The organism is Leptobacterium meishanense (genome assembly GCF_037645805.1).
Classification (GTDB): domain Bacteria; phylum Bacteroidota; class Bacteroidia; order Flavobacteriales; family Flavobacteriaceae; genus Leptobacterium_A; species Leptobacterium_A meishanense.
In genome coordinates this window covers 196,660-223,234 of sequence record NZ_JBBEXE010000002.1, presented here as the reverse complement: position 1 = coordinate 223,234, position 26,575 = coordinate 196,660, and the positions used below count along the sequence as shown (strand labels likewise).

Here is a 26,575-nt window from a genome sequence, read left to right as displayed (position 1 = left end):
ATAATGTTTATTTATTATTCCCACCCTATCATAAAATACTTGATTTTTGCATTGTCCGGAATTTGGACAGCTTCTATCTTTTGACTGGTATTATATCGGAGATCTGCCGGCAATTCTTTTTTATCAATCGTAAAATAGGCGTCTATTTCATTCACAAAAATCAACACATTGTTCATTGTATTTACAATTTTTGAAATCTTATGGTTATCCTTAATTGTTTTGAAAGTACTATTTACATTAACGCCTTTACCCGTTTTATAACGCTCGTCATAAATTTGGATATTTTCAATGGTTCGAATACTATCAGATGGTTTTGAAGGTGAAATTGTCATCAAATGCTTCCCTCCTTTTTCATATATTAAGTAACGGACTGTACTGGCATAACCAAAGCCTTTAATGCCTCCATCTTCATATATGGAGTCATTTGCAAAAATGCTATCTAATTCTTCAACTCCAGTTTCCTTAGTTAAATATCCAACTTGTCCTTTTGTTATAAGAAATGGATCCGTTTTTTCGGTACACTGCCAAAAAAACGCAACTAATATTACTATCAAAAAAATATGCTTTCTCATATCTATTATCTTCTTTTTTTACTTTTACTGATAATTCCCAGAACACCACGTATAAAAGTGGCACTTGTTACCACTTTTAAAATAGGTTTTACCCAATCTACTTGCTTCTGAGTAATTTTCTTTTTTGATTTGTTTTCTATTTTTTCACGTTCTTCCGCTACCTTTTGTTTTGCTTCTGCTGCTGCAATTTTATCATTTAATAACTCATACGCACTCTCTCTGTCTATTTCTTCATTGTATTTTTTTATAAGCTTAGAATGATCAATTACGTTTTTAAGTTCTTCTGCTGTTAACACATCCATACGGCTCATCGGTGCCCGGAGCATGGTAGCGGCAAGCGGCGTTGGCCGGCCTTTTTCATCCAATGCTGTAACTAATGCTTCCCCAATACCTAATGAGGTTAATACTTCAGTTGTCTTGTAATAATCTGATAACGGATAATTTTCTGCGGTTAGTTTTATAGCTTTCCGGTCTTTAGCCGTGAATGCCCTTAGGGCATGCTGTACCTTTAGTCCTAATTGGGAAAGTACAACATCCGGCACATCTGTTGGGTTCTGGGTAACAAAATACACTCCAATTCCTTTAGAACGGATAAGCTTAACTATATTTTCTATTTGATTGAGGAGAGCTTTCGAGGCTTCATCAAAAATAAGATGGGCTTCGTCTATAAAAAGCACCAACTCAGGCCGGTCACTATCACCTTGTTCAGGAAATGTAGCATATAGCTCTGCTAGTAAGCTCAACATGAAAGTGGAAAACAATTTAGGCCTGTCTTGTATATCTGTCAAACGGATGATATTGATGTATCCCCTACCATTTTGATCAATTCGTACCAAGTCGTCCACATCGAATGAGCGTTCTCCAAAAAAACGTTCAGCTCCTTGTTGTTCCAACTCAACTATTTTTCGAAGAATGGCTCCTGTAGAAGCAGTAGATATACGGCCATAAACATCCTCAAATGCTTCCTTGCCCTCATCTGTTGCGTATTGGAGAACCTTTTTTAAGTCTTTTAAATCTAATAGGGGCAATTTATTATCATCACAATATTTAAAAACTACCGCTAAGACCCCTTGTTGTGTTTCATTTAAATCTAATATCCTGGAAAGTAGTACAGAGCCAAACTCCGACACGGTGGCCCGCAATCGCACACCTTCTTGTTCGGAAAGCGACAATATCTCAACCGGAAAACCCTTGGATTCAAATGGAAAACCTATTTTTTCATGGCGTTCATCTATTTTAGGATGTCCCGAACTGGGCTGTGCAATACCGCTCAAATCACCTTTTAAGTCCATTAGAAGGACAGGGATTCCTTTATCAGAAAGGTTCTCAGCAATAATTTGTAATGTTTTTGTTTTTCCTGTACCGGTAGCTCCTGCTATAAGCCCATGACGGTTCATTGTTTTTAAAGGAATTTTTACATAGGCGTTGGTAACTGTTTCTCCATCTAGCATGGCAGCACCTAATGTTATATAATCGCCTTTCGTAGTATATCCAGTCGTAATATGGTCAAAAAAGGCTTGTTTTCTATCCATGCATTACAATTTTTTATAAAAATAGCGTAATTTTAATCAACTTAAAAAATCAACTGATGAAATCATCCATACTGTTTCTTCTTATTCTCTTTTTAACCGGATGCACTACAGAAAATACTCAGAAAAATGAGATTGTTTTTCACCCCTCACATATAGAACAGCGATTGAAAAATCCGTTTAGTGATGCTGTAGAAGCAAATGGCTTTCTATTTCTCACCGGACAAATTGGGTTTGATTATGAAGAAGGTGCCTTAGTGGAAGGCGGCATACAAACAGAAACGGAACAAGTGATTAAAAACATCGAAGCCGTCTTGGAACAGCATGAATTAACGTTGGACAACGTAGTTAAATGTACCGTTATTTTAAGTGATATTAATGATTTTGCTGCTTTTAATTCCGTATACAAACAATTCTTTACAAAAAAACCGGCCCGGACTACTTTTGCTGCTTCCGGACTGGCCCGAAATGCTAAAATAGAGATTGATGTGATTGCTAAGAAATAATATGATTAGCAACAATTCTTTTTCCCCTGAATAAAAGGGCATTTTTCGGAACTATAAGAGCAATAGACACAACAATCGCCCTGAAGAGGTTTTAGAATAGTTTTACAGTCGTTACATTCATAAAAATATTGACAAGCGTTTATTGGCATTTGCTCTTCTTTTTTATACCCACACTTTGGGCAGGTAATTACTGTACTGGTATTCATTTTTATTTTTAGACTTAACTACAAAGATATTCCATTAGGATTTAACAAACTTCAAACAATTCCTATCTTTACAGCATGATAAAAAATGAGGTTGCTGCATTAGTCGACAAAGGAGAAATGCTACCCTTGATGGAAGCATTTTACACCATTCAGGGGGAAGGGTATCATAAAGGAACCGCAGCCTATTTTATACGTATTGGAGGTTGTGATGTAGGCTGTCATTGGTGTGATGTAAAGGAAAGTTGGGATGCTGCTACCCATCCGCCCACTGCTATAAAAAGTATTGTGGAAAATGCAGCAAACTATTCAGATACGATTGTGGTTACAGGAGGAGAGCCATTGATGTGGAATATGAAACCATTAACTTCACAGTTAAAAGCAGAAGGGCTTAAAACACATATTGAAACTTCAGGAGCTTATCCACTTACAGGCATTTGGGACTGGATCTGCCTTTCTCCTAAAAAAACAAAGTTGCCTTTGGATGAAGTCTACATAAAAGCAGATGAATTAAAAATCATCGTTTATAATCAACACGATTTCATTTTCGCAGAAGAACAAGCTAAAAAAGTTGGTGAAAATTGTATTTTATACCTCCAACCGGAATGGAGCAAACGAGATAAAATTATCCCTGCTATTGTTGATTACGTAATGAAACATCCTAAATGGAAAGTGTCATTACAAACACATAAATATTTGAATATTCCTTGATTTATTTGCCTCCATTTGCCTGTAGGTCCTGAATGCATAATGCTTCCAATTGAGGTATGGTGTTATTAGACATCATATCTAAGCTCCCAAATTGTATTTGTGCTTCCATTAAACATCCGTCTACATTACAGTGGTTTCCATTTTCCGTGTCTAAATGATCTGAAGTCAACGGGGTACCCAAATCTACCAAACCTAAGATGTGTGCAAATTCATGCATTAGTGCAGCACTCTCAATAGTGGTACTCGTAATACCTGCATTGTTATTGGAAGCTTCAAAAATAGTGCTTTCATAAATCACAATAGATGTATTCCGGTATGCAGAGCCTAGTACTACTGAAGGACCATTGGTATTCTCCGAAGGTGCATCAGCGAAGAATATATAAACTGCTATTTCATTTCCTTCATTATAGTTCACTCTAAAATCTGTTTCTAAATCAGCTATTTCTTGTATCGAAAATTCATCATCATTAGGAGACGATACTTCCGTATACTCTACGGTAACTCCTCCGGGTTTAAATGTACGGTCATTGATAAAAGAAACCAGATTGGCTATCGCTTGGTCTGTAGGGCGAAAACCGCTTACGTATACTATTTCGAGCACTAAGCTTGTGAAATCATTTTGTGTGAGTAAATCTCGTGCTGAAGAACCTACAGGTTGTAAGTTAGCTGACCTATCAACAGGTGGTGTCACATCTTTGGGATCATTATCACTAGAACAGCTAATGATAAACAAGAACAAAAATAATACAGCTAATACATGTAATTTTTTCATAAAAACAGGTTTTATTTTAAGGGCAATCTTTCATAGTATAACAGCTTAAAAACGAAAAACCCCATATGATTGTTATAATATATTTAATACTGTCTGTGATAAAATACTATTTTTGAAATGTTATGAAAATAAATGAACTCTTAAAACAACTTCCACAACTTGCCAAAGATAAGTACAAAGAAAACAAAAAATATTTTTCAAAACTGAAAAAGAAACTCCCGAAAGATTTGGACTATCTAATGCAAGAACTTCATGAAGCTGAATTTCAGCACACTAACTGCCTTTCTTGTGCAAATTGTTGTAAAACAACTGGCCCTCTTTTTACCAAAGCAGATATAGAACGTATTTCCAAACACTTGAAATTAAAGCCTCAAAAATTTATAGATCAGTATTTAAAAATTGATGAAGACAATGATTATGTATTGCAAAATGTCCCTTGCGCTTTTTTAGATCATGAAAATTACTGTATGGTTTATAATGTCAGGCCTAAAGCTTGTAGAGAATACCCGCATACCGACAGAAAAAAGTTTCACCAAATAACCCATCTCACTTTAAAAAATATCGCTATTTGTCCTGCCGCATATAATATTGTAGAAGCCATGAAGAAACAAGTCCAAGTTTAATTTAACCTTTTAATTATAGATTAAATACTTTTTTCGCATTGTTTTGTATTTTTCCAAATCTGCTTCCCAAGTTTCTTTAATAGTTTCTTCTGTATTACCCAACTCTATTTGTTCTTGTAATTGTGTAGTTCCTGCCAATTTGGTGAAAAATGAATTAAAAAAAGAAGTTTTGTCTGTTGTTGCTTGGTACGTCTTTATCAACCACGACAGGTCTAAATAGTTTCTATCAGGTACCGCTCTTAAATCTTCTCCGTAACACTTTTTCCCTTCATGTAGCGGATATTTAGCACCTCCGTTAGGTTGTGGTATAAAAGAAAACCCACTTTCTGGTAGAAAAGGAGAACCGTATACCTGAAATTGCATGTCTGTGCCCCGGCCTACACTTACATGAGTCCCTTCAAAAAAGCAAAGGCTCGGATAAAGGTTAATAGCCTTATCGTTTGGAAGGTTTGGCGATGGGAATATCGGCAAACTATAGCTATAGCTTTTTGAATAATCTATACATTCTATAACTGTTATATCACATTGAATTCCACCGGTCAGCCATTTTTCACCATTGATCATCTGGGCATACTCCCCTACAGTCATTCCATGAACCACAGGTACAGGGTGCATCCCAACAAAACTTTTGTGCTGTATTTCTAAAACGGGGCCGTCTACATAAAACCCATTGGGATTGGGACGGTCTAAAATCAGCAAAGGCAATCCTGCTTCCGTACATGCTTCCATTACATAATGAAGTGTAGAGATATAGGTATAAAAGCGTGCACCCACATCCTGAATATCAAAAATAAGCATATCCAAGCCTTGCAATTGCTCAGGTGATGGTTTCTTATTTTTTCCATATAACGATATAATAGGTACCCCCGTTTTTTTATCAACACCGTCAATAACTGTTTCTCCCGCATCTGCTGTCCCCCTAAAACCATGTTCAGGAGCAAAAACCTTTTTCACATTTACGTCTAACGAAATCAATGAATCTACTAAATGTGTATATTCATCCGTATAAATATCAAAAAGAGCTACTACTTCATAAAAAATATCTTCTTCAGGATCGTAGGTCTCAAGTGTGTCGTTAACTTTAAAAGATTTAAAAATAACACTTGTTTGATTGGCTACCACACCTATTCGTTTTCCTTTTAGCTCTGGAAGGTAGTAATGGAGCCTGTTTGCTCCTACCGTAACATTTCTGTTTTGATCGCTGTATCCATAATAATTCCCTTGATATAAAGGTTTATTATTTTGCTTGTCCTTAATATTTTGGCTCTTTAAACAAGAGAAAAAAGCGAGGCATAATAATAAAACTGTATTTTTGAATTGTTTAATTGATATCATCTTTTGAATTTAGCATATTTCATAGCAAAACGGCTTATTACCGACAAACAATATAAAAATAGCATATCGGCACCAATAATAAAAATGGCGATTGCCGCCATTGCTTTGGGGTTAGTTATGATGCTGGTAGCTATTGCCACCGGCACCGGATTGCAGCAAAAAATACGAGAAAAAGTAGCTGCTTTTAATGGACATATCCAGATTTTTAACTATGATAGCAATAACTCTGCCGTTTCGTTAACCCCTATAAAGATACAGCAAGATTTTTACCCTGAATTTAACAACATAGAGGGGATAACACACATTCAAGCTGTTGCCACAAAGGGGGGGATCATTCGTACCGAGGATACTTTTGAAGGGGTCATTGCTAAAGGTGTAGGCACTGACTATCAATGGGATACATTTAAGAGTTATCTCATTGCAGGACGGATACCGGACTATTCCGGAAAATTGAATAATGAGGTGCTAATTTCAAACTATCTTGCTAAAAGACTTCACCTGAACATAGAAGATACTTTTTTTTCATTTTTCTTGAAAGATGATGGAGGCCAGATACCCAATCAACGAAATTTTAAAATAGTCGGCATCTACGAAAGTGGTTATGAAGAGTTTGATGCTACCTATATTTTCACGGATATTCGTCATATCCAACGAATGAATAAATGGAAAGAAGATGAAATTGGCAATTTTGAAGTGTTTATTGACGATTTCTCCAAAATCAAAGAAAAAGGACAAGAAATTTATGGTAAAACGCTTTCTACGCTTGATTCACAAACGATTACCGATAAGTATAACTATATTTTTGAATGGATCAATTTGTTTGATTTTAATATTGCCATTATTATCGGAATTATGATCCTTGTTGGAGGGTTTAATATGATTACTGCTCTGCTTGTTCTCATTTTAGAGCGTACACAAATGATCGGTATATTAAAAGCACTGGGAAGTACGAATGCCAACATCCGAAAAATATTTCTTTACAATGCCACTTACTTGATTTTAATAGGGTTGTTTTGGGGAAATGTGATCGGGATTGGGTTGCTACTCATTCAAAAATACTTTGGTTTCATAAAACTAGACCCTGCTACCTATTATGTCACAGAAGCTCCTGTATATTTAAATGTAGGGAATATCCTAGCCCTAAATGCAGGCACTTTGATTTTATGCCTAATCATGTTGCTCATCCCTTCCTATATTGTATCTAAAATAACCCCTGTGAAAGCCATCAGGTTTGAATAGTTTTTATCATGTTTTATTTCTTTCTCAAAATATTAAAAAACTATAAATCATAGACTATAAATTCAAAATCATCCGTCCTATTTATTACCTTTGCCACTTCAAAATAATGACATGGAATACGCAAAAAACATCCTCGAAACTATCGGAAACACACCATTAGTAAAACTCAATAAAATTACTAACGGAATTGATGCATTGGTTTTGGCAAAAGTAGAAACTTTTAATCCCGGAAACTCCGTAAAAGACCGTATGGCTGTGAAAATGATAGAAGATGCAGAAGCAGATGGGCGATTGAAACCCGGAGGGACTATCATTGAAGGGACTTCAGGAAATACAGGCATGGGGCTTGCCCTTGCGGCAATTGTTAAAGGATATAAGCTTATTTGTGTTATTAATGACAAACAATCCAAAGAAAAAATAGATATCCTACGGGCTGTAGGTGCCGAAGTTATTGTATGCCCAACTAGTGTGGAGCCCTCAGATCCTCGTTCCTATTATTCCGTTTCTAGGCGATTGGCCAAGGAAACTCCAAACTCTTGGCATGTAAACCAGTACGACAACCCCTCTAATGCACTAGCCCACTATGAACAAACCGGGCCCGAGATATGGAAACAAACTGAAGGAAAAATAACGCATTTTGTAGTGGGCGTGGGAACAGGAGGTACTATTTCAGGTGTTGGGAAATACTTAAAGGAACAAAATCCAAACATAAAAGTATGGGGAGTTGACACATATGGTTCTGTGTTTAAAAAATACCATGAAACAGGGATTTTTGATGAAAATGAGATATATCCGTACATTACGGAGGGAATTGGAGAGGATATTTTACCTGAAAATGTGGATTTTAGTATTATTGACGGGTTTACAAAAGTAACTGATAAAGACGCTGCTATTTTTACCCGAAAACTAGCCAAAGAAGAAGGTGTTTTTGCAGGGAATTCGGCAGGAGCAGCTATCAAAGGTGTACTTCAATTAAAAGAACATTTTAAACCGGATGACATTGTAGTAGTCCTTTTTCATGATTCAGGAAGCCGGTACGTGGGTAAAATATTTAATGATGACTGGATGAAAGCACAAGGGTTTTTAGAATAACAATTCTTTCTCGGTTTGATTATTTTTTCATTAAATTCTGCATAGACTTGAAAAATCTGTTGAAAGACATTCAATACTCATACACTTTTCTGTCTCTAACTATTTATTATCGATTATTCACCATAAACAAAGCATTGGCAAAAAACAGTTTGCCGTTTTCCCAAAATCCTCTAAACAAGGGGTTGTCTATCATATAAACCACATTGCCACGCCCATAGTTTTCTGCACCAAATACTAATGATTTTGGCACTTGTTTTTGGGCTTCGCTTCCCGCAAAACCAGCTATAGGAGTTCCTTTATTTTCAATATATACTACATTTCCTTCCTTTAGGTATTCGTAGCTATTACTGGTTAACTTTAACGTGAAATAATTTCCGCCATAACCGTACGCCAATGGATGTGAAGTATCTACTTTTGTTTTAAATATGGCTCCTGTAATATAGTTTTTTACCCGCCCACGTTCCTTATCTTCATAAGCTGAGGGCATTATTTCTTCTTCATCCTTATGCTGTTCTTTTTCTTTCAGGCCAAACCCATTATCCCCTGTAAGGATATTAACAGCACCTCCTATAGCAATTAGTTTGCCTCCGTTGCCTACCCATTCTTTTATATGTTTCATTCGTTTTTCCGTAAAAAAATCACCTCGCCAAGCTTGCGGAAGTATAAACACCTCATATTTCGATAAATCTACATTATCAAAATAATCAGTATCGATTACTGCTACCGGATAACCTAGTTGCTGCTCGAAAAAGTGCCAAACTTCTCCAAAACTTAATGTAGACACAGATCCCCCTGAGAGTATCGCTGCTTTCACATTTGGAATCATTTTTACAGCACTAGACCCGAAATCTTTCCCACTATCCACAAATCCTGTTCGAGTGGCTGTTAAGTTTCTTCCATACTCATATGCAATAGCTACAAGTTCTGTGTCAAAATTTTCCTTGTTTTTGTTATCTGTACGGGTAATGATCAGACTTCCCCGTTCAAATCGCTCCCCTTCTACTGAAAATGGTTCTTCATGGTAACGCACACGGAAGTTCTTATTTAAAAGCGCCGCTAAAAAACGGGCATCCTCCATACTGTTCCACTTTGTTACATAGGCATATGCATTTTCATATGCTTTGTTAGATACTGTAGAGGCTACCTCTAACACAGTGCTATTGACTATTGTTTCTGAGGCAATTGCACGCAACCCATATGCATAAGGAAGCGACCATGCCGTAATATCATAGGTAAGCGAATCGCTCAGCTTAGTTTTAGGTTCAAAAAGTACTTTTACTAATTTTCCTTTCATTTGATCGGTATGAACAACCAAATCTGCAGAAGTCGTTTTTATACTACCGGTTTTTCCTATACTATAATCATATCCTTTTACAGTAGTTGCACTTGCATTTCCATATGTAATTTCATGTTGATCCAAAAGCTTTTTTAAAGCATTGATTTTATCAGGGTTTCCGCTCATTACATAGCTTCTGTATTTGAAACGTTTATCTGCATAAAACTTTTTAAATTCATCATTTAGTTTTTCAGCATTTTTACTGGCAATCTCCACCGTAGAGAGCCCGGTTGTATTATGATGCGCAATCCGGTCCTTTAGTGTAAGTGTATCACCATAACTAGTCAATACTCCCAATCCTGCTCGCCCACTTCCTCCTTGCTCATAAGTCATTCCGATGGCACCATTATATGTAGGATAGGTATCACCGTAACTGGGATAAAGCAAATCAAAAATTTCTTTTGTAAAATAGAACCACCCATTCGCATCAAAATACTTTGCATGGTTTTTTCCTATAGTTACCTGAAAATCGCGTTGCCATTGTGTAATCACCTCATGTAACGGCTCTGCTGCAGGTGCAAAATAATAAGGGTTATCCACTCCTTGCTCATGGAAATCAACATGTACATGCGGTAACCATTTATTAAATATTTTTAAGCGCTGTTGGCTCTCTTTTTGAGTTACCCAAGCCCAATCACGGTTAAGATCGAACATATAATGGTTGGATCGCCCGCTTAGCCACCCTTCATGATGTTCCTTACTGTTCGGATCATTATTATATGGCGTGTTTTTGAACTGATTGTACCAATTCACATAACGATCACGCCCATCTGGGTTGATACAAGGGTCTATAATAACAACTGTGTTGTCTAACCATGCTTGTTTTTTAGATATCAGTTCATAGAGGGTCTGCATAGAAGCTTCTGTACTAACACTTTCATTACCATGGACATTATACCCTAACCATACAATAGCTTCAGAAGGGCTTCCTTCTCCTTTTATCGTTTTAAGGTGTTCTTGACGGATTTCTTCTAAATTATTGCCATTAGCCTTTGATGAAACATAGGCAACCATTAATTTCCGTCCCTCATAAGTTTCTCCATAAACTTCCAGTTTTACCATTTCAGGAACAGTTGCTGCTACATATTCATAGTAATCCATTACCTGATGGTGCCTTGTGAAACGAGTACCCAGTTCATACCCTAAAAATGTAGAAGGAGATTGAATGTTTTGTGAAATGGAAACAATAGAAAAAAAAGAAAGCACAAGAGTATATATAAATCTCATTTGTTACAGTGTTTATTGATATCTTTCCAAAGCTACTAATTAAAATACAAATTGTATAGTAAACATCTTAACGTATTTTTAGGAATCGAAAAAAGAAAGAATTTTATCTTTACCGTCTAATTTTTTCACTTTCTGTATGTCAACTGATTGTATTCCTTTTAAGGAAACCGGATATTTTTCAACACTGATATGTGATTATATTGATGCTAACAATAGCTTAAGACATTTTTATAACCGCTATCCGAGCATAGAAAATTTTAAAGCTCAAATAACAGAAAAGGCAACATCCTATTCGCAAAAATCAAGAGACATTCTCGTTGATGCTCTTGTAGCCCAGCACGAAAACATTCATTTATATGAAGCTACAAAAAAGAATCTTTCCCTTTTAAAAAATAGCACGACCTATACCATAACAACCGGACATCAGTTAAACTTATTTACCGGGCCTCTTTATTTTTTGTATAAAATAATTGCTACAATTAATCTGGTAAAAAAATTAAAAGAGCAATATCCCGAATATGATTTTATCCCTATATATTGGATGGCCACAGAAGACCATGACTTTGATGAAATCCGGTATTTCAATTATAAAGGCAAAAAAATTCAGTGGGACAAACAGGTAGAAAATAACAACCAGGGTGCTGTAGGGGCATTTTCTAATGAAGGGTTGGAAGCAGTTTCTGATTTGTTTTCAAAAGAATTGGGCATAGGAAAAAAAGCTGATGCAATCCGAAAGTTATTCAAAGAAGCATACGCTAAACATAACACACTTTCCGAAGCTACCCGTTACCTAACCAATGAACTCTTTAGTGAATATGGATTGGTTATTATAGATGGCAATGACAAACAATTTAAACAACTGTTCATTCCATACATGGAAGAAGAACTTTTGAAAAATACCTCGTATAAAAAAGTTTCCGAACAGGCAGAAAAATTAAATAGTATTTCCTATAATGTTCAGGTAAACCCAAGAGAAATTAACTTATTTTACTTAATGGAAAATAAGCGGGAACGCATCATTGAAAAAGATGGAATATACTTTGTTAATGATACTGACCTGCAATGGAAAAAAGATGATTTCATCAAACACTTAAATAAAAATCCCGAGCGATTTAGCCCTAATGTGATACTCCGTCCACTCTATCAAGAAGTTATATTGCCCAACCTATGTTATATTGGAGGTGGTGGTGAAATTGCTTATTGGCTGGAGCTTAATTCTTTTTTTAATGCTGTGAAGGTTCCTTTCCCCATGCTGCTTGTTAGAAATTCAGCATTGATACTATCAAAAAACCAAGAACAAAAACTTAAAAAACTAAACATCGCCCCTCAGCAACTTTTTCTAAAACGCAATGAATTGATCAATCAAAAAATAAAAGACATTTCCGATATTTCTATTGATTTTACACCTCAGAAAAATCATTTAAAAGAACAATTCAAAGCACTGTATGAACTTGCAAAACAAACTGATAAATCTTTTCTAGGGGCTGTTAAGGCACAAGAGGTAAAACAATTAAAAGGGTTAATTAAACTGGAAAAGCGGTTGCTAAAGGCTCAGAAACGAAAATTAAATGACCATGTAATACGGGTTAGAAAAATACATGAAGCGCTATTTCCCAATGAGAGTTTACAGGAAAGGATTGTTAATTTTGCTGAATTCTATGAGAACTATGGCAATGATTTCATAAAGACTCTAACTAAATCCATAAACCCTCTTCAACCAGGTTTTATTATTCTCATATTAAAATAAAAATACATGTTAGCTGCTTTTAATCAATCATTTATCCCGTTATTTTTTACTATGTTTGACATTGAAATTTTGAATCGTTAATAGATGAAACGTTACTTTTTTTTAATAGCATTGCTTATTCTCATAGCTTGTAAGGACACTAAAAAAGAAAAAAAAGAAAGTTTTATTACTCAATTTGAATTGAGCAATGGCACAGAAACACCTGTTTATCAGGAAGTTATTGATTATTATATTGAACTGGCGCGTGAATTCCCCTCTATAAATATCCAGACGATGGGGCAAACAGATAGTGGTTATCCGCTCCATATAGTTACATACAATGCTGCTGGTGATTTCAACTTTTCTAAATTACGTGATCAAAATACCATCATCCTTATCAATAATGCCATTCACCCGGGAGAAAGCGATGGTGTAGATGCAACTATGCTATTGTTCAGGGATTTGGCCAAAGGCACTGTCAATGCTCCTAAACAAACTGTATTAGTCACCATTCCTATCTACAATATTGGTGGGGCCTTAAACAGAAACACTACTACAAGAGCTAACCAAAATGGCCCTGTAGCCTATGGTTTCCGGGGCAATGCCCGAAATTATGACTTAAATAGGGATTTCATTAAAAACGATACACAAAATGCACGGTCTTTTGCAGAAATATTCCATTTGGTACAGCCTGATATTTTTATAGATAATCATGTAAGTAATGGCGCTGATTATCAATACACTTTAACACATCTTTTTACACAACATAACAAATTAGGTGGCAATCTCGGAGGTTATCTCCATACGCAATTAATGCCAAAATTGGAAGCCGATCTTGCAAAAAAAGAATGGGACATTACTCCCTATGTAAACGTATATAACAGAGTTCCGGAAAGCGGATTTTCCCAATTTATGGATTCCCCTAGGTACTCGACTGGTTATACCTCCCTATGGAATACCTTAGGTATGATGGTAGAAACACACATGCTAAAACCCTATAAACAACGTGTAGAGGGTACCTATGAGATTATGAAAAGTATGGTTTCCATTGCTGATAAGGATTATGACAGTATAAAAAACCTCCGTAAAGAAGCCTTTGAAGCTTTTCAAAATAGCAAAACGTATGCACTAAATTGGGGAATTGACACTACACAAACCACAGTACTTCAATTTAAAGGTTTTGAGGCCGATACCATTACAAGTGATGTCACAGGACTTCCAAGACTTAAATACAATACCGATCGCCCTTTTATAAAAGAAGTTGTTTATCAAAATTATTTTAAAGCAGTAAATGAAGTAGAAATTCCGGAAGCATACATTATTCCACAAGCGTGGAGCGAAGTAATTCAACTTATGAAATACAACAACATAGCAATGAAAACAATGGTGAACGATACCCTTATTTGGGTAGAAAAATATCGGATAACGGATTATAAAACCCGTCCTTCTGCATATGAAGGCCACTATCTACATTACAACACTAAAGTTATTTCTGCTCTTGATAGTATTGCTTTTAGGAAAGGAGATATCATGGTAAAAACCAACCAGCCCGGAATACGGTACCTACTGGAAACCCTAGAACCTGAAGCTCCGGATTCCTTTTTCAATTGGAACTTTTTTGATACTATTTTGCAGCGAAAAGAAAACTTTTCTCCCTATGTTTTTGAAGATATCGCCAAACAAATGCTTGATAGTGACCCTGAACTTAAAGAAGCTTTTGAGGCTAAAAAGTTAGCAGATCCTGATTTTTCATCAAATGCATATGCCCAACTTAATTGGTTATATGAACACTCCGCTCATTATGAAAAAGCACATATGAATTATCCGGTCTATCGGGTTCCTAAGCCAACTAATAATCCTTGAGGAGCGATTTAATGTTTTGATATGAATTTTTAAGAGCCTCCGGTATTTGTGTTGCAGACTTCCATTCAACATGTTCAATACCTTCTTCACATTCTGCAACCAGTTCACCTCTATACTCGGTTTTCATTGTAAACCAATGTGTTTCCTTTAACTTGTACTTCCCGTTCCTTTTAAATATATGATAAGTCCTTGCTAAAAAATTATCGATCACCAGTTTTTTTACCCCTGTCTCCTCTTCTACTTCACGAATAGCTGCCTTTTCAAGGGTTTCTCCCTTATCAACTTTCCCTTTCGGAAGGTCCCATTTACCATTTCGAAAAATAAAAAGCACTTCTTTCTCTTTATTCAAAACCAATCCACCGGCAGCAACCACTAATGACATTTTCTTCTTAAGAATGGGCAATAGTTGAGATGCATCAAGATGATACAAATACGCTGCTCTGATCTCTTTTTTCGTAAGTTGCCGTATCACTTCCTCCATATTCACCGTTTCAAATAAAAACAACTTAAAACCTGATTCTTTTACCAGCTTGTTTGTTAATACAATACGATGATCGTTCACAAAAACTTCATACATTTGCACCATGGTTCTAGATAAAGAAATTGCTAAAAAAACAGCCGAACTGTTATTACAAATTAATGCAATAAAATTGAATCCTAAAAATCCTTTTACATGGGCTTCAGGATGGAAATCACCTATCTATTGTGACAACAGGATTATCTTGTCTTTTCCTGCCATCAGGAACTTTATCAGAGAACAAATGGCAAAACAACTAGAAAGACAATATGGAAAACCCGACGTAATTGCCGGGGTAGCTACCGGAGCCATTGGTATTGGCATGCTTGTAGCAGAATACATGGGGTTGCCTTTTGTATATGTGCGACCTGAGGCTAAATCGCATGGAAGGCAAAATCAAATTGAAGGTTTTCTAGAAAAAGGACAAAATATTGTGGTGGTTGAAGACCTTATCAGTACCGGAAAAAGTAGTTTAAATGCTGTTTATGCATTAAAAGATGCCGGTACAACTATCAAAGGTATGATCGCGATCTTTTCTTATGGTTTTGAGATATCCTTAAAAAACTTTGAAAAAGAAAAAGTAAATTTATGTACCCTGAGCAATTATGATATGCTATTAGAGCAAGCTATTGCAACAAATTATATTAACGAAAAAGAATTACAAACTTTAAAAGATTGGAAGTCCAATCCATCCGAATGGACTCCCTAGAATCCCTAATTAGGTTATGAATATACAAAGTCCAAAAGTTACTGTCAACAAATCTGCACAAGAATTATTTGAGCTTTTGAGTGATATAAAAAACTTTGAAAAACTCATGCCAGAAAACATGAGCAAGTTTGAAGTCCTCGAAGCCGACACTTTTGTTTTTGCGCTAAAAGGAATGCCCGAAATTGTTCTTAAGCTTAAAGAAAAACAACCTTTTGATAAAATAATTTTGGGTGCTGCAAGCGATAAGCTGCCTTTTACACTGACCGCAGATATTCATGAAATCGAAACAACAAAAAGTGAAGCACAATTAACTTTTGAAGGTTCTTTTAACCCTATGATGGCCATGATGATAAAAGGCCCTATTACTAGTTTTATCAATACCCTTGCAGAAAAAATGAAAACATTATAATTGAATTTTATCCATCTCAGTAAAGAAGTTTTACTTCTTTCAGCTCAAATTCTTTCATTACTTCATCTTCTAGCAAAACTTTTAATCTTCCGTCATTAGAAATTCCTTTTATATACCCCATGAATAATTGCCCCTTAGCATCTTTAAATGTCGAAGGCTTATCCTTTCTGAAAAGACATGCTTCATAGGTTTGAGATAATTCCTTAAATATCTTTTCGATGATATATTTTTCATATATCTGTAATTTTTGAATGATCCGTTGTACGAGTTCATCCAAATCATAGCTTCGTCCTGTTAACAATTTTAATGAGGTAGCATTCAATAAACCAGAAAAATCTGTTTGGTTGACATTTAACCCAATTCCTATAATAGTATTATATAACTGCCCCTGTTTTATGACATTTTCTATGAGAATCCCACATATTTTTTGATTTGCTGACAAAATGTCGTTCGGCCATTTGATTTTCAACTGTGGGATCGTCAATGATTGCAAAACATCATAAACAGCCAATGAAACTGCTATATTCAAGTAAAATTGCGCTGTTCTGTCAACACACAAAACCTTCTTATAGATACTACAGGTAAGGTTTTTGCCCGGTTCCGACTTCCAGGAAGTGCCCATTTGCCCTCTCCCGCCCGATTGGTATTCTGCAAGTACTACTGTATAATCATTCAGTTCTTTTTCACCACTTAATTTTTTTAAAAAACTATTTGTAGAATCAATGGCATCAAGTTTGATCATATCCATGAAGACAGCATTTGATTTTATTATCTAATCTTATGTTAATTTGAATGGTCGAAAAGACAAAAAAGTAATAACTTTGCGTAAAGTAAATAAATTTAATGGCAATAAAAAAAAGTAGTCCTGATCAACTCATAACACTTATTATCAAAGGAATAGAAGAAGTAAAAGGAAAAGATATAAGTATTTTAGACTTGAGAGCTATTGAAAATACTGTTTGCGACTACTTCATTATTTGTAATGGTACTTCAAATACACATGTAAATGCCATTGTAAATTCCATCCAGAAAACTGTTAGTAAAGAAAATAAAGACAAGCCTTGGCATGTTGAAGGCTCAGATAATAGTGAATGGATTTTAATGGACTATGTAGATGTTGTAGTCCATGTATTTCAAAAACAGACCCGAGAATATTATGACATTGAAGGATTATGGGGTGATGCAAAAGTTAATTCCATTCCTTCTAATTACTAAAGTTAAAAACACAAAATGGCAAAGAAATATAATAGAACTCCTAATACAAACCCTAAAAAACCAAGATTTAGCTCTTACTGGGTCTATGCGGTAATACTCATAGTCATTATTGGAATGCAGTTTTTCTCTGGAGGAGGTGGATTTCAGAAATTAGCCCCTACTACACCTTCTGAGCTTCAAGAGTTTCTAAAAAATGGGGATGTTGAAGAGATTGTTATTATTACCAATACGCGACAAGCAAAAGTATTCCTTACGGAAGAGGCTTTAACGAAAGACATTCATAAAGACATTGGCACAAATTCTTTTTTGCCTTCTACAGGAAAAACACCTCATTACGAGTTAAAGTTTGGAGACCTTCAAAATTTTGAAAATGAAATTAAAAAAACCAAACAGGACAATAACCTAGATACTATCATAGACTATGATACCGAATCCAATCTGTTCGGTGACCTTATACTTACATTATTGCCATTTGTTTTAATTATTGTCATATGGATTTTTATTATGCGACGTATGTCAGGTGGCGGTGGCGGTGGTGCAGGTGCTCAAATATTCAATATTGGAAAATCGAAAGCACGCCTCTTTGATGAAAAAATAGATACTAAAGTAACTTTTAAAGATGTTGCAGGATTAGAAGGCGCCAAAGAAGAAGTCCAGGAAATTGTTGAATTTCTAAAGAAACCTGAAAAATATACTTCATTAGGAGGTAAAATTCCAAAGGGTGCTTTACTTGTAGGCCCTCCGGGAACCGGAAAAACCCTTCTTGCTAAAGCAGTAGCAGGAGAAGCAAAAGTACCTTTCTTTTCATTATCCGGTTCTGACTTTGTAGAAATGTTTGTTGGTGTAGGTGCCTCTAGGGTAAGGGATTTATTTAAACAAGCAAAAGATAAAGCCCCTGCTATTGTTTTTATTGATGAGATAGACGCTATCGGACGTGCTCGGGGGAAAAACAACTTCACCGGCTCAAATGACGAAAGAGAAAATACTCTTAATCAACTACTAACAGAAATGGATGGTTTTGGCACTAATACCAATGTCATTGTATTGGCTGCTACAAACCGGGCAGATATTCTGGACAAAGCATTGATGCGGGCCGGAAGATTTGATAGGCAAATCTATGTAGATTTACCCGATTTACGCGAACGTAAAGAAATTTTTGAAGTCCATCTCAGGCCTATTAAGGTTTCTGAAACATTGGATATGGATTTTCTTGCAAGACAAACCCCCGGTTTTTCAGGGGCAGATATTGCCAATGTTTGTAATGAAGCCGCCCTTATAGCAGCAAGAAATGGAAAAAAGGCAGTAGACCGGCAAGACTTTCTTGATGCGGTAGACCGTATTGTTGGTGGGCTGGAGAAGAAAAATAAAATAATTACCCCTGAAGAGAAAAAAACCATCGCTTATCATGAAGCAGGTCATGCTACTGTAAGCTGGATGTTGGAACATGCCGCTCCTCTCGTAAAAGTGACTATAGTTCCCAGAGGACAGTCTTTAGGTGCAGCATGGTATTTACCGGAAGAACGTTTAATTGTAAGACCTGACCAAATGCTCGACGAAATGTGTGCAACATTGGGAGGAAGGGCTGCTGAAAAAATTATTTTTGACAAAATATCTACCGGGGCGTTAAGTGACCTTGAAAAAATTACCAAGCAAGCGAGAGCAATGGTTACTATTTATGGGCTTAATGAAAAAATTGGCAACCTCACTTATTATGATTCTACTGGACAAAGTGATTACAGTTTTACAAAACCATATAGTGAGGAAACAGCACTCACTATTGATAAAGAAATTTCCCGAATCATAGAAGAGCAATATCAAAGGGCAGTAAACCTTCTTGAGGAAAATAAAGATAAGCTCATCGAGTTAGGTGAACGACTCTTAGAAAAAGAGGTTATTTTTAAAGATGACCTTGAAAAAATATTTGGCAAGAGACCCTATGAAAAAGAAGACATGCAAGAAAAGGAAGCAGGTAAAGAGAAAGAAGATGTAAAAGAAAAGTAACCTCTTTGAATGCATGTCACATAAATTATCTTGTCAATTAGCCAATAAATTCCTTAAAATGACAGATATTTTATAATTTTATGGAAAATTCACAGTCCCCTGTATTTAAATGAGTTTATTCAAGAAATTTTTTGGACGAAAAAAAGAATCTTCAGAAGAGAAAAACATTGTTAAAAGAGGGAAATTTATGCCTGAAATAAAACTCCCTGTGGATGAAAAGTTCACTATCAATTTCAAAAAGAATGGAGGGAAGTTCATATACTGTGAATCTATGGAAGAAATTCATGAAAACTTCTCTAATATTCTTAAAGAAAATGCATGGGAAAAAACCAAAATATATTGTATAGACACTTCATTACAAGAAAAATTTGAAAAGCATAATGTGATTTTCTCTAAAAAAAATAATGGTTCTACATTGTTTTTGACTTGTTGTGAAAACCTAGTAGCAGAAATAGGGGGCATCTTGGTATCTTCTAATCAAATTGGAGAAGAAAAATTAAAAACACTTCCTGATAATTTTATAGTTTTTGCAGCTACCAGCCAGCTTATAAATACCATTGGTGAGGGCCTTAGACGAATTAAAAACAAAAGCAGTGGAAAAATTCCAACCAACATTACTACCATAAAACATTTCAATACCGATCAGGAAAACGATTTTCTCTCTTACGGAAGTAGCTCAAAAAACCTATATTTGCTTCTACTCGAAGATTTATAAGATGAAAGAGTTTCTTAAGCGTTCTATTACGGGAATTTTATATGTTTTGTTATTGCTTGCCGCTGTTTTTTTGAGTACCGATGCATTTGATTTTTTATTTCTTGCCTTTGGATTAACCTGTATCTATGAATTTAAGAAGCTTATAAAGCTAAGAGGGTATTATATTTTTATAGCATTTATGGCGCTTTGGTGGCTGTTTATTTACTTAATAAAGGAAAAAAGTGTCATTTATACGTTTTTAGTTATTTCATGTGCTGTAAATATCTTTTTAATTACTTTTTTATTTTCAAATAAAGAACATCGCTTTTCTAATACCCAGAAGTTTCTAATTACACTTTTTTATATTGGAGGGGGAAGTATTTTTTTAACAATGATTCCATACAAAGATGACCACTTTGCAAAATACATGATAATCAGTATTTTTATATTGATTTGGGTAAATGACTCTTTTGCTTTTTTGGTAGGGAAAGCTTTTGGGAAAAATAAACTTTTTAAAAAAGTATCCCCAAAGAAGACCATAGAGGGTGCTTTAGGAGGTTTCATTTTTGCACTGATCGCTGCTTTTTTGTTATGGAAATATGGTCATGAAATGCATATGAAAGAGTGGATGATTTTAACTTTTATGGTAGTTATAATGGGTACTTTAGGGGACCTTATTGAATCAAAATTTAAGAGAACCGCAGGGGTTAAGGACAGTGGCGCCATTTTACCAGGACATGGGGGGCTATTAGACCGGTTAGACAGCCTTATTTTTACTGCTCCATTTGCTTATCTAACGCTTCAAGTATTTAATTATGTTTCATAAAGAAGGATATAAAATTATTTCAATTACATTTATTAGTGTAGCCATTGTTGCGTTAGTTGCTGAATATTATATTGCAGTAATCTGGCTAAAACTTATTCTCCAAATTAGCGCTATTATTTTTCTCATACTTATACTTCAGTTTTTTAGAAACCCTAAGAGAAACCCCACTGAAGCAGCTGGTAAAGTAATTGCTCCGGTAGATGGCAAAGTAGTTGTTATAGAAGAGGTGTATGAAAAAGAATATTTCAAGGATAATCGGATCCAGCTATCAATATTTATGTCACCTATAAATGTACATGTTACACGTTACCCCATAGGTGGTACCATTCTATTCAGTAAATATCATCCGGGAAAATATTTAGCTGCTTGGTTACCTAAAGCATCTGAAGAAAATGAACGTACCACTATTGTTATAGAAAATACCACTTATGGTAAAATCCTCTATAGGCAAATAGCAGGGGCGTTGGCAAAACGTATTGTCAATTATGCTCAAGAAGGGATGGAGGTTATCTCCGGTAAAGATGCAGGGTTTATAAAATTTGGCTCTAGAGTGGATGTATTCCTTCCTCTCAATGCAAATGTTAATGTCACTCTCGGACAGAAAGTGAAAGGAGGTATTGATATTATCGCAAGTTAATTAAGCATGGAGAATAAAGGACTAGACAACGAATTTGAAAAAGCGGTCGCAATTGTAAACAATTATGTAAAGCCATTGCCCGCCGACTTTTTATTACGCCTCTATGCTTATTATAAAATTGCCAATAAGAATTTTGAAAACCCCGGTAGTAAAAAGCCTCTTATCAATGCTTTTAAAGCAAATGCATTGTTCCAAGCTAAAAATATTGATGAAAATGAAGCCAAAGAAAAATATATAGCATTGGTCAAAGAACATCTTCTTGAACCATAGCCATTTATTTTAGTCTTGCCATACTTTCTTTTATAGTTGCTATTTTAGCCAATGCATCCTCTTCTTTTTTACGTTCCATAATAACCACTTGCTCGGGAGCATTATTTATGAAGCGTTCATTCGTAAGTTTACTTCTTACTGATTTCAGGAAACCTTCTGAATAAGTCAACTCTTCTTTAAGCTTTTTTAGCTCTTCTTCAATATTTACAGCATTTTTCATTGGGATGAAGTATTCATTTGATTTTACCCTAAATGTTTGTGCACTATCTATTTTTTCATTGCTGTAAGTGACTGTTGATATATTTCCTAGTTTACATATCACACTATCGAGTGAAGAGTTCACATTCTCATAGTTAACAACAAAAAGTGCCAACTCTTCTTTAAAAGCTATACTTTTTTCTTTTCTTATGGTCCTTATACCTGATACTACTTCGGTTAAATAATCAAAATCAGAGATTACCTTTTTATTAAAAGGTTTTATCTCAGGCCATGTTGCTATAATAAGTGCCTCTTTGGGATTTCGCTTTTTAATATGTTGCCATATCTCTTCTGTCAAAAATGGCATAAACGGATGAAGTATTTTTAAATTCATCTCGAAAAACTCCACAACAGCTTGATATGTTTTTGAATCAATAGCTTCACCATAAGCAGGTTTTACAATTTCTAAAAGCCATGAACAGAAATCGTCCCATATTAGTTTATAAGTAGCCATTAAAGCATCAGAGATGCGATATTTACTGTAATGGTCTTCTATTTGATTAAGTGTTTCTTGTAGCTTAGCTTCATACCATTCAATTCCTTTTTTCGCAGCTTCCGGTTGACTTATCTCAGTATCAATATCCCAATTTTTTATCAAGCGAAATGCATTCCATATTTTATTAGCAAACCCTTTTCCTTGCTGGCATAATGATTCTTCAAATAATAAATCATTTCCGGCAGCAGAACTTAATAATAAACCTACACGAACACCATCTGCACCATATGTTTCTATAAGTTTTAACGCATCCGGCGAATTACCAAGTGATTTGGACATTTTTCGGCGTTGCTTGTCCCGTACTAAACCGGTCAAATATACATTCGAAAAGGGCTTTTCTCCTCTATATTCATATCCGGAAATTATCATTCGGGCTACCCAAAAGAATAATATGTCAGGGCCTGTTACCAAATCATTGGTTGGATAATAATATTTAATATCGGGATTGTCAGGTTCCAATATGCCTCCAAAAACACTAATAGGCCATATCCATGAAGAAAACCAAGTATCTAAAACATCTTTATCTTGTTTTAGATCATTTAAAGACAGGCTAACATTTCCTGTCTTTTCCCTTGCAAGTTTTAAAGCAGTTTCTTTATTTGCTGCTACTACAAAATCTTCTTTTCCATTTCCATAATAATATACAGGTATTTGCTGCCCCCACCACAATTGGCGTGAAATGTTCCAATCACGAATGTTTTCCATCCAATGACGGTAAGTATTTTTAAATTTATTAGGGAACAACTGTATTTCATTCGTTTCCAATACTGCTTTTAATGCAGGTTTCACCAATTCGTCCATCTTTAAAAACCATTGCTCAGACAGCCTTGGTTCTATAACTGCTTTTGTCCGCTCAGAAGTCCCTACTTTATTAAGATAGTTTTCTTTTTTTATCAAAAACCCTTTTTCCTCGAGTTCTTTTGTTATTTCTTTCCGAACCTTAAAACGGTCTTTTCCTTCATAATGCAATCCATAGGAGTTCAATGTAGCATCTTCATTAAAAATATCTATAGTTTCCAATTGATGCTTATCACCTAAATTTTTGTCATTTACATCATGTGCAGGAGTAATTTTTAAGCATCCGGTACCAAAATCCATAGCAACATACTCATCCTCAATTATAGGTATTACACGATCACAGATAGGCACTATCGCTTTTTTTCCTTTCAAATGTATATAACGTTCATCATCAGGATGAATACAAATGGCAGTATCTCCTAAAATAGTTTCAGGACGGGTTGTCGCAATAATTACCTTTTCATCACTTCCTTCTATTGGATAAGCGATATAATATAAGGTTCCTTGCTGTTCTTCATAAATCACTTCTTCATCCGATAATGTGGTTTTAGCTTCAGGATCCCAGTTAACCATACGGTAACCCTTATATATATATCCTTTTTTGTATAAATCGACAAATACCTTAATAACCGATGCTGACATATCATCGTCCATGGTAAACTTTGTTCGCTTCCAATCGCAAGAGCAACCTAGTTTTTTTAACTGCTCTAGAATAATTCCGCCATGTTTATGAGTCCAGTCCCATGCATGCTCTAAAAATGCTTCTCTTGATATCTCATTTTTACTTATTCCTTCCTCTTTAAGCTTGTTCACTACTTTAGCTTCTGTAGCAATAGATGCATGGTCCGTTCCCGGTACCCAACATGCATTATACCCTTTTAAGCGGGCTCTTCGTATCAATACATCCTGAATAGTATTATTGAGCATGTGCCCCATATGTAAAACACCTGTCACATTTGGCGGTGGAATAACAATGGTATAAGGTTTTCTATCATCTGGTTCAGAATAAAAAAAACCGTGCTCCATCCAATAATTATACCATTTATCCTCAACTGCTAAAGCATTATATTTAGGTGGAATTTGCATAGTTTGGTGCGATTTTTGAAAATGACTTTACAAAAGTAGCTATTACACTAAGATTTTGAAAGAATTAGCCTTTATTTTGAATGTTAAACAAAAATGTAGTTATTTTACAGTTCATTAAAAACTAAAAGCCATGAAAAAATCTGTTATTTTAGTATTTTTTGCATTAGCGAGCATTGCTGTCCTAAATGCTCAGGAAAAGGTTGCAAAAATTGAGTTTAAAGAAACTACCATAGATTATGGTCAGATAGAAAAAGGTAGTAACGGTATACGCATTTTTGAATTTACAAATACTGGAAATACCCCATTAGTAATTTCCAGTGTAGCATCTAGTTGTGGTTGTACGATTCCTAAAAAGCCAGAAGAACCTATACAACCTGGAAAATCTTCTACTATAGAGGTTAAATATGATACAAATCGTGTAGGACCTATACGAAAAACAATTTCTGTTACCTCCAATGCGGACACACCCTATGTCGCATTAAAAATTAAAGGAGAGGTGTTAGGGCCTAACAATTAAAAATAAATCAAAAAAGCTCGGGATTACCGAGCTTTTTTTTAGTTATAATACTCTTTTTAATTCAAACAAGAAACTAAGTTCTCTACCTTCCCTTTCTATCACTAAACGTATACGTCTTCCTTCTTTTTCATTCAACATTTCTATTACCTCCTGTAAAGAATGTTTATATGTTTGTTTTCCGTTTATGGTTATCAATATATCTCCTTTTTTCAATCCTACCTCTGCTGCCGGACTTCCTTCTCTAATTTCGGCAATTTCAATAGCAGGTGGAAGCAATATCTTAAAAAGGTCCGTTAATAATATTTGTACATTTCCTGAAGCATCGTTATTTCTTTCTACAACTCCAAAAACGTTGGCCTCTCGTTCTTTTACATATCGGATACCATTGTGTTGTACCTCTATTCCACTCATATTGTACTTGAAGCGTTCTTTAAATTTACTGTTTTTTCTAAGTCTTATTTTTCTTGATTGATAGTCCAACGTTACATGAAATCTTTTTAACACATCACCTCCAAGGCTACCATCTCTTTCTTTGATATTTTTTATAGGAGAAATTGAGATTGAGTCAGGAAAAGCAACTTTGGCTTCTTTTAAGCTAAAATTACCCAATTGAAAGCTTTTTACTCTAGCTCGCGACCCATAGATATTTCCGCTTAATCCCCTACCTATATAATCCCTAAAACTTTTTTCAGGAATCTTTATATTCTTTTCTTCATTTGGAAATAACCACAAAGCATCACTATTACCGGAATCTAAAAGAAGTCTTACAGGAATTTTTAGTGCTTCTTCACTACTCACATAGGCATCAACGTAAGCTTTGTTTTGTATAAGCTCAATAGGAAATTCTTCACATTTTCTACATTTTTTAGGTTCATAATAGAGTCTGTTATGGAATTTCACAGTCTTAGTCATGTAATTAATATCCAATACAAAATCTTTTATCAAGTCAAATCCTATAATTCCATGCACCGGAATACCTAAACGAGGTGATAGGTTAATTTCCTGATCAAGAACCATGTATAAATCTTGGTAATTATTATAAATATCCCCTATCTTAAAAAAGTTTCCTTTTGAATGAAGTGCCTTAACCGCTTCTCCTTCTCCTAACCCTCTTATATATATTTCTTCTATATTTTTCACCTCCAGAGAATCATTATCGGACAAATTAAATAGAATGGGCTTATTCACACCTGTATCGAGTATAAATGATAATTCTATACCATTTACTTCTACAGGGATAATTATTAAATTACTAACAAGTTTAAACCTTACTTTTTCTTTTTTTTGGCCTTTTGGAAGTTTGAAAGTAGACTGGCTATATGTATAAAACGAGCAAACAACAAAAAGAACAAAAAAACATTTTAAATATAATTTCAACATAAATAATCTGTACTACGCAGGTTCAACA

The 26,575-nt window shown here is 35.1% G+C and carries 25 protein-coding genes and 1 pseudogene; 16 read left to right on the top strand and 10 right to left on the bottom strand.

What is annotated here, in order from left to right; all coding sequences use genetic code 11:
* Window positions 1-14: 14 nt before the first annotated feature.
* Together WBG21_RS03150 and WBG21_RS03145 are read right to left on the bottom strand one after the other, a co-directional pair.
* On the bottom strand, window positions 15-572 hold the full coding sequence (locus tag WBG21_RS03150) for a hypothetical protein (protein WP_340074725.1): 558 nt from the start codon (window positions 570-572) through the stop codon (window positions 15-17).
* 5 nt (window positions 573-577) lie between these two features.
* Entirely contained in the window at window positions 578-2,104 is a 1,527-nt protein-coding gene (locus WBG21_RS03145) for a helicase HerA-like domain-containing protein (protein WP_340074723.1), read from the bottom strand.
* Between the two features lie 56 nt (window positions 2,105-2,160).
* On the opposite strand from WBG21_RS03145, the gene WBG21_RS03140 reads away from it, so the two are divergent.
* Window positions 2,161-2,607: a Rid family detoxifying hydrolase gene (locus tag WBG21_RS03140; RefSeq protein ID WP_340074721.1), complete on the top strand. Its 447-nt coding sequence runs from the start codon at window positions 2,161-2,163 to the stop codon at window positions 2,605-2,607.
* A 5-nt stretch (window positions 2,608-2,612) separates the two neighbouring features.
* Here WBG21_RS03140 and WBG21_RS03135 read toward each other — a convergent pair whose 3' ends face one another.
* Window positions 2,613-2,813 (bottom strand): GDCCVxC domain-containing (seleno)protein, encoded by a 201-nt coding sequence (locus WBG21_RS03135; protein WP_340074719.1) that lies wholly within the window; start codon window positions 2,811-2,813, stop codon window positions 2,613-2,615.
* A 75-nt stretch (window positions 2,814-2,888) separates the two neighbouring features.
* On the opposite strand from WBG21_RS03135, the gene WBG21_RS03130 reads away from it, so the two are divergent.
* The gene (locus WBG21_RS03130; RefSeq protein ID WP_340074717.1) at window positions 2,889-3,521 is read left to right on the top strand and encodes a 7-carboxy-7-deazaguanine synthase QueE; all 633 of its coding nucleotides are present in this window, start codon (window positions 2,889-2,891) and stop codon (window positions 3,519-3,521) included.
* A 1-nt stretch (window position 3,522) separates the two neighbouring features.
* On the opposite strand, the gene WBG21_RS03125 is transcribed toward WBG21_RS03130, so the two are convergent.
* Window positions 3,523-4,293, bottom strand: a complete 771-nt coding sequence (locus WBG21_RS03125; RefSeq protein ID WP_340074715.1) for a membrane metalloprotease — start codon at window positions 4,291-4,293, stop codon at window positions 3,523-3,525.
* Between the two features lie 122 nt (window positions 4,294-4,415).
* Between WBG21_RS03125 and WBG21_RS03120 the strand changes: the two genes are divergently transcribed.
* A complete protein-coding gene (locus WBG21_RS03120; protein WP_413789390.1) occupies window positions 4,416-4,916 on the top strand; it encodes a YkgJ family cysteine cluster protein in 501 nt (166 codons plus the stop codon).
* Between the two features lie 9 nt (window positions 4,917-4,925).
* Here the strand turns inward: WBG21_RS03120 and WBG21_RS03115 are convergent, their stop codons facing one another.
* Entirely contained in the window at window positions 4,926-6,251 is a 1,326-nt protein-coding gene (locus WBG21_RS03115) for an exo-beta-N-acetylmuramidase NamZ family protein (RefSeq protein ID WP_340074710.1), read from the bottom strand.
* A gap of 3 nt (window positions 6,252-6,254) precedes the next feature.
* Here WBG21_RS03115 and WBG21_RS03110 point away from each other — a divergent pair, with 3 nt between their 5' ends.
* Both WBG21_RS03110 and WBG21_RS03105 read left to right on the top strand, forming a co-directional pair.
* Entirely contained in the window at window positions 6,255-7,490 is a 1,236-nt protein-coding gene (locus WBG21_RS03110) for an ABC transporter permease (RefSeq protein ID WP_340074708.1), read from the top strand.
* A 111-nt stretch (window positions 7,491-7,601) separates the two neighbouring features.
* Window positions 7,602-8,579 (top strand): annotated as a pseudogene (locus WBG21_RS03105) (PLP-dependent cysteine synthase family protein); the annotation flags it as partial.
* Window positions 8,580-8,688: 109 nt separating this feature from the next.
* Here the strand turns inward: WBG21_RS03105 and WBG21_RS03100 are convergent.
* Window positions 8,689-11,145, bottom strand: coding sequence for a M14 metallopeptidase family protein (locus WBG21_RS03100; RefSeq protein ID WP_340074707.1), 2,457 nt, complete (start codon window positions 11,143-11,145; stop codon window positions 8,689-8,691).
* Window positions 11,146-11,281: 136 nt separating this feature from the next.
* Between WBG21_RS03100 and bshC the strand changes: the two genes are divergently transcribed.
* Together bshC and WBG21_RS03090 are read left to right on the top strand one after the other, a co-directional pair.
* Window positions 11,282-12,892 (top strand): bacillithiol biosynthesis cysteine-adding enzyme BshC, encoded by a 1,611-nt coding sequence (gene bshC / locus WBG21_RS03095; protein WP_340074705.1) that lies wholly within the window; start codon window positions 11,282-11,284, stop codon window positions 12,890-12,892.
* A gap of 84 nt (window positions 12,893-12,976) precedes the next feature.
* On the top strand, window positions 12,977-14,734 hold the full coding sequence (locus WBG21_RS03090) for a M14 family metallopeptidase (protein WP_340074703.1): 1,758 nt from the start codon (window positions 12,977-12,979) through the stop codon (window positions 14,732-14,734).
* Here the strand turns inward: WBG21_RS03090 and WBG21_RS03085 are convergent.
* Window positions 14,721-15,311, bottom strand: a complete 591-nt coding sequence (locus tag WBG21_RS03085; protein ID WP_340074702.1) for an NUDIX hydrolase — start codon at window positions 15,309-15,311, stop codon at window positions 14,721-14,723. The two genes, WBG21_RS03090 and WBG21_RS03085, sit on opposite strands and share 14 nt — an antisense overlap.
* A 7-nt stretch (window positions 15,312-15,318) precedes the next feature.
* Here WBG21_RS03085 and pyrE point away from each other — a divergent pair, with 7 nt between their 5' ends.
* Window positions 15,319-15,960 carry an orotate phosphoribosyltransferase gene (pyrE, locus tag WBG21_RS03080; RefSeq protein WP_340074700.1) on the top strand — a complete coding sequence of 214 codons (642 nt, stop codon included), beginning with the start codon at window positions 15,319-15,321 and terminating at the stop codon, window positions 15,958-15,960.
* 16 nt (window positions 15,961-15,976) lie between these two features.
* Window positions 15,977-16,369, top strand: coding sequence for an SRPBCC family protein (locus WBG21_RS03075; RefSeq protein WP_340074698.1), 393 nt, complete (start codon window positions 15,977-15,979; stop codon window positions 16,367-16,369).
* A gap of 16 nt (window positions 16,370-16,385) precedes the next feature.
* Here WBG21_RS03075 and WBG21_RS03070 read toward each other — a convergent pair whose 3' ends face one another.
* Complete coding sequence (locus WBG21_RS03070) at window positions 16,386-17,117, bottom strand: biotin--[acetyl-CoA-carboxylase] ligase (protein WP_340074696.1); 732 nt, start codon at window positions 17,115-17,117, stop codon at window positions 16,386-16,388.
* A gap of 95 nt (window positions 17,118-17,212) precedes the next feature.
* Between WBG21_RS03070 and rsfS the strand changes: the two genes are divergently transcribed.
* The 6 genes from rsfS to WBG21_RS03040 all read left to right on the top strand — a co-directional run bounded on the left by rsfS (window position 17,213) and on the right by WBG21_RS03040 (window position 22,012).
* On the top strand, window positions 17,213-17,584 hold the full coding sequence (gene rsfS, locus WBG21_RS03065) for a ribosome silencing factor (protein WP_340074694.1): 372 nt from the start codon (window positions 17,213-17,215) through the stop codon (window positions 17,582-17,584).
* Between the two features lie 15 nt (window positions 17,585-17,599).
* Window positions 17,600-19,585 carry an ATP-dependent zinc metalloprotease FtsH gene (gene ftsH / locus WBG21_RS03060; protein WP_340074692.1) on the top strand — a complete coding sequence of 662 codons (1,986 nt, stop codon included), beginning with the start codon at window positions 17,600-17,602 and terminating at the stop codon, window positions 19,583-19,585.
* Between the two features lie 109 nt (window positions 19,586-19,694).
* Window positions 19,695-20,300, top strand: coding sequence for an LUD domain-containing protein (locus tag WBG21_RS03055; RefSeq protein WP_340074690.1), 606 nt, complete (start codon window positions 19,695-19,697; stop codon window positions 20,298-20,300).
* A gap of 1 nt (window position 20,301) precedes the next feature.
* On the top strand, window positions 20,302-21,105 hold the full coding sequence (locus WBG21_RS03050) for a phosphatidate cytidylyltransferase (protein WP_340074688.1): 804 nt from the start codon (window positions 20,302-20,304) through the stop codon (window positions 21,103-21,105).
* The gene (locus WBG21_RS03045; protein ID WP_340074686.1) at window positions 21,095-21,742 is read left to right on the top strand and encodes a phosphatidylserine decarboxylase family protein; all 648 of its coding nucleotides are present in this window, start codon (window positions 21,095-21,097) and stop codon (window positions 21,740-21,742) included. The genes WBG21_RS03050 and WBG21_RS03045 overlap by 11 nt, the downstream gene beginning before the upstream one ends.
* A gap of 6 nt (window positions 21,743-21,748) precedes the next feature.
* The gene (locus WBG21_RS03040) at window positions 21,749-22,012 is read left to right on the top strand and encodes an acyl-CoA-binding protein (RefSeq protein WP_340074684.1); all 264 of its coding nucleotides are present in this window, start codon (window positions 21,749-21,751) and stop codon (window positions 22,010-22,012) included.
* 4 nt (window positions 22,013-22,016) lie between these two features.
* Here the strand turns inward: WBG21_RS03040 and WBG21_RS03035 are convergent, their stop codons facing one another.
* On the bottom strand, window positions 22,017-24,650 hold the full coding sequence (locus WBG21_RS03035) for a valine--tRNA ligase (RefSeq protein ID WP_340074682.1): 2,634 nt from the start codon (window positions 24,648-24,650) through the stop codon (window positions 22,017-22,019).
* Between the two features lie 130 nt (window positions 24,651-24,780).
* Here WBG21_RS03035 and WBG21_RS03030 point away from each other — a divergent pair, with 130 nt between their 5' ends.
* Window positions 24,781-25,167: a DUF1573 domain-containing protein gene (locus WBG21_RS03030; protein ID WP_340074680.1), complete on the top strand. Its 387-nt coding sequence runs from the start codon at window positions 24,781-24,783 to the stop codon at window positions 25,165-25,167.
* Between the two features lie 42 nt (window positions 25,168-25,209).
* Here WBG21_RS03030 and WBG21_RS03025 read toward each other — a convergent pair whose 3' ends face one another.
* Entirely contained in the window at window positions 25,210-26,547 is a 1,338-nt protein-coding gene (locus WBG21_RS03025; RefSeq protein WP_340074678.1) for an aspartyl protease family protein, read from the bottom strand.
* Between the last annotated feature and the right edge of the window lie 28 nt (window positions 26,548-26,575).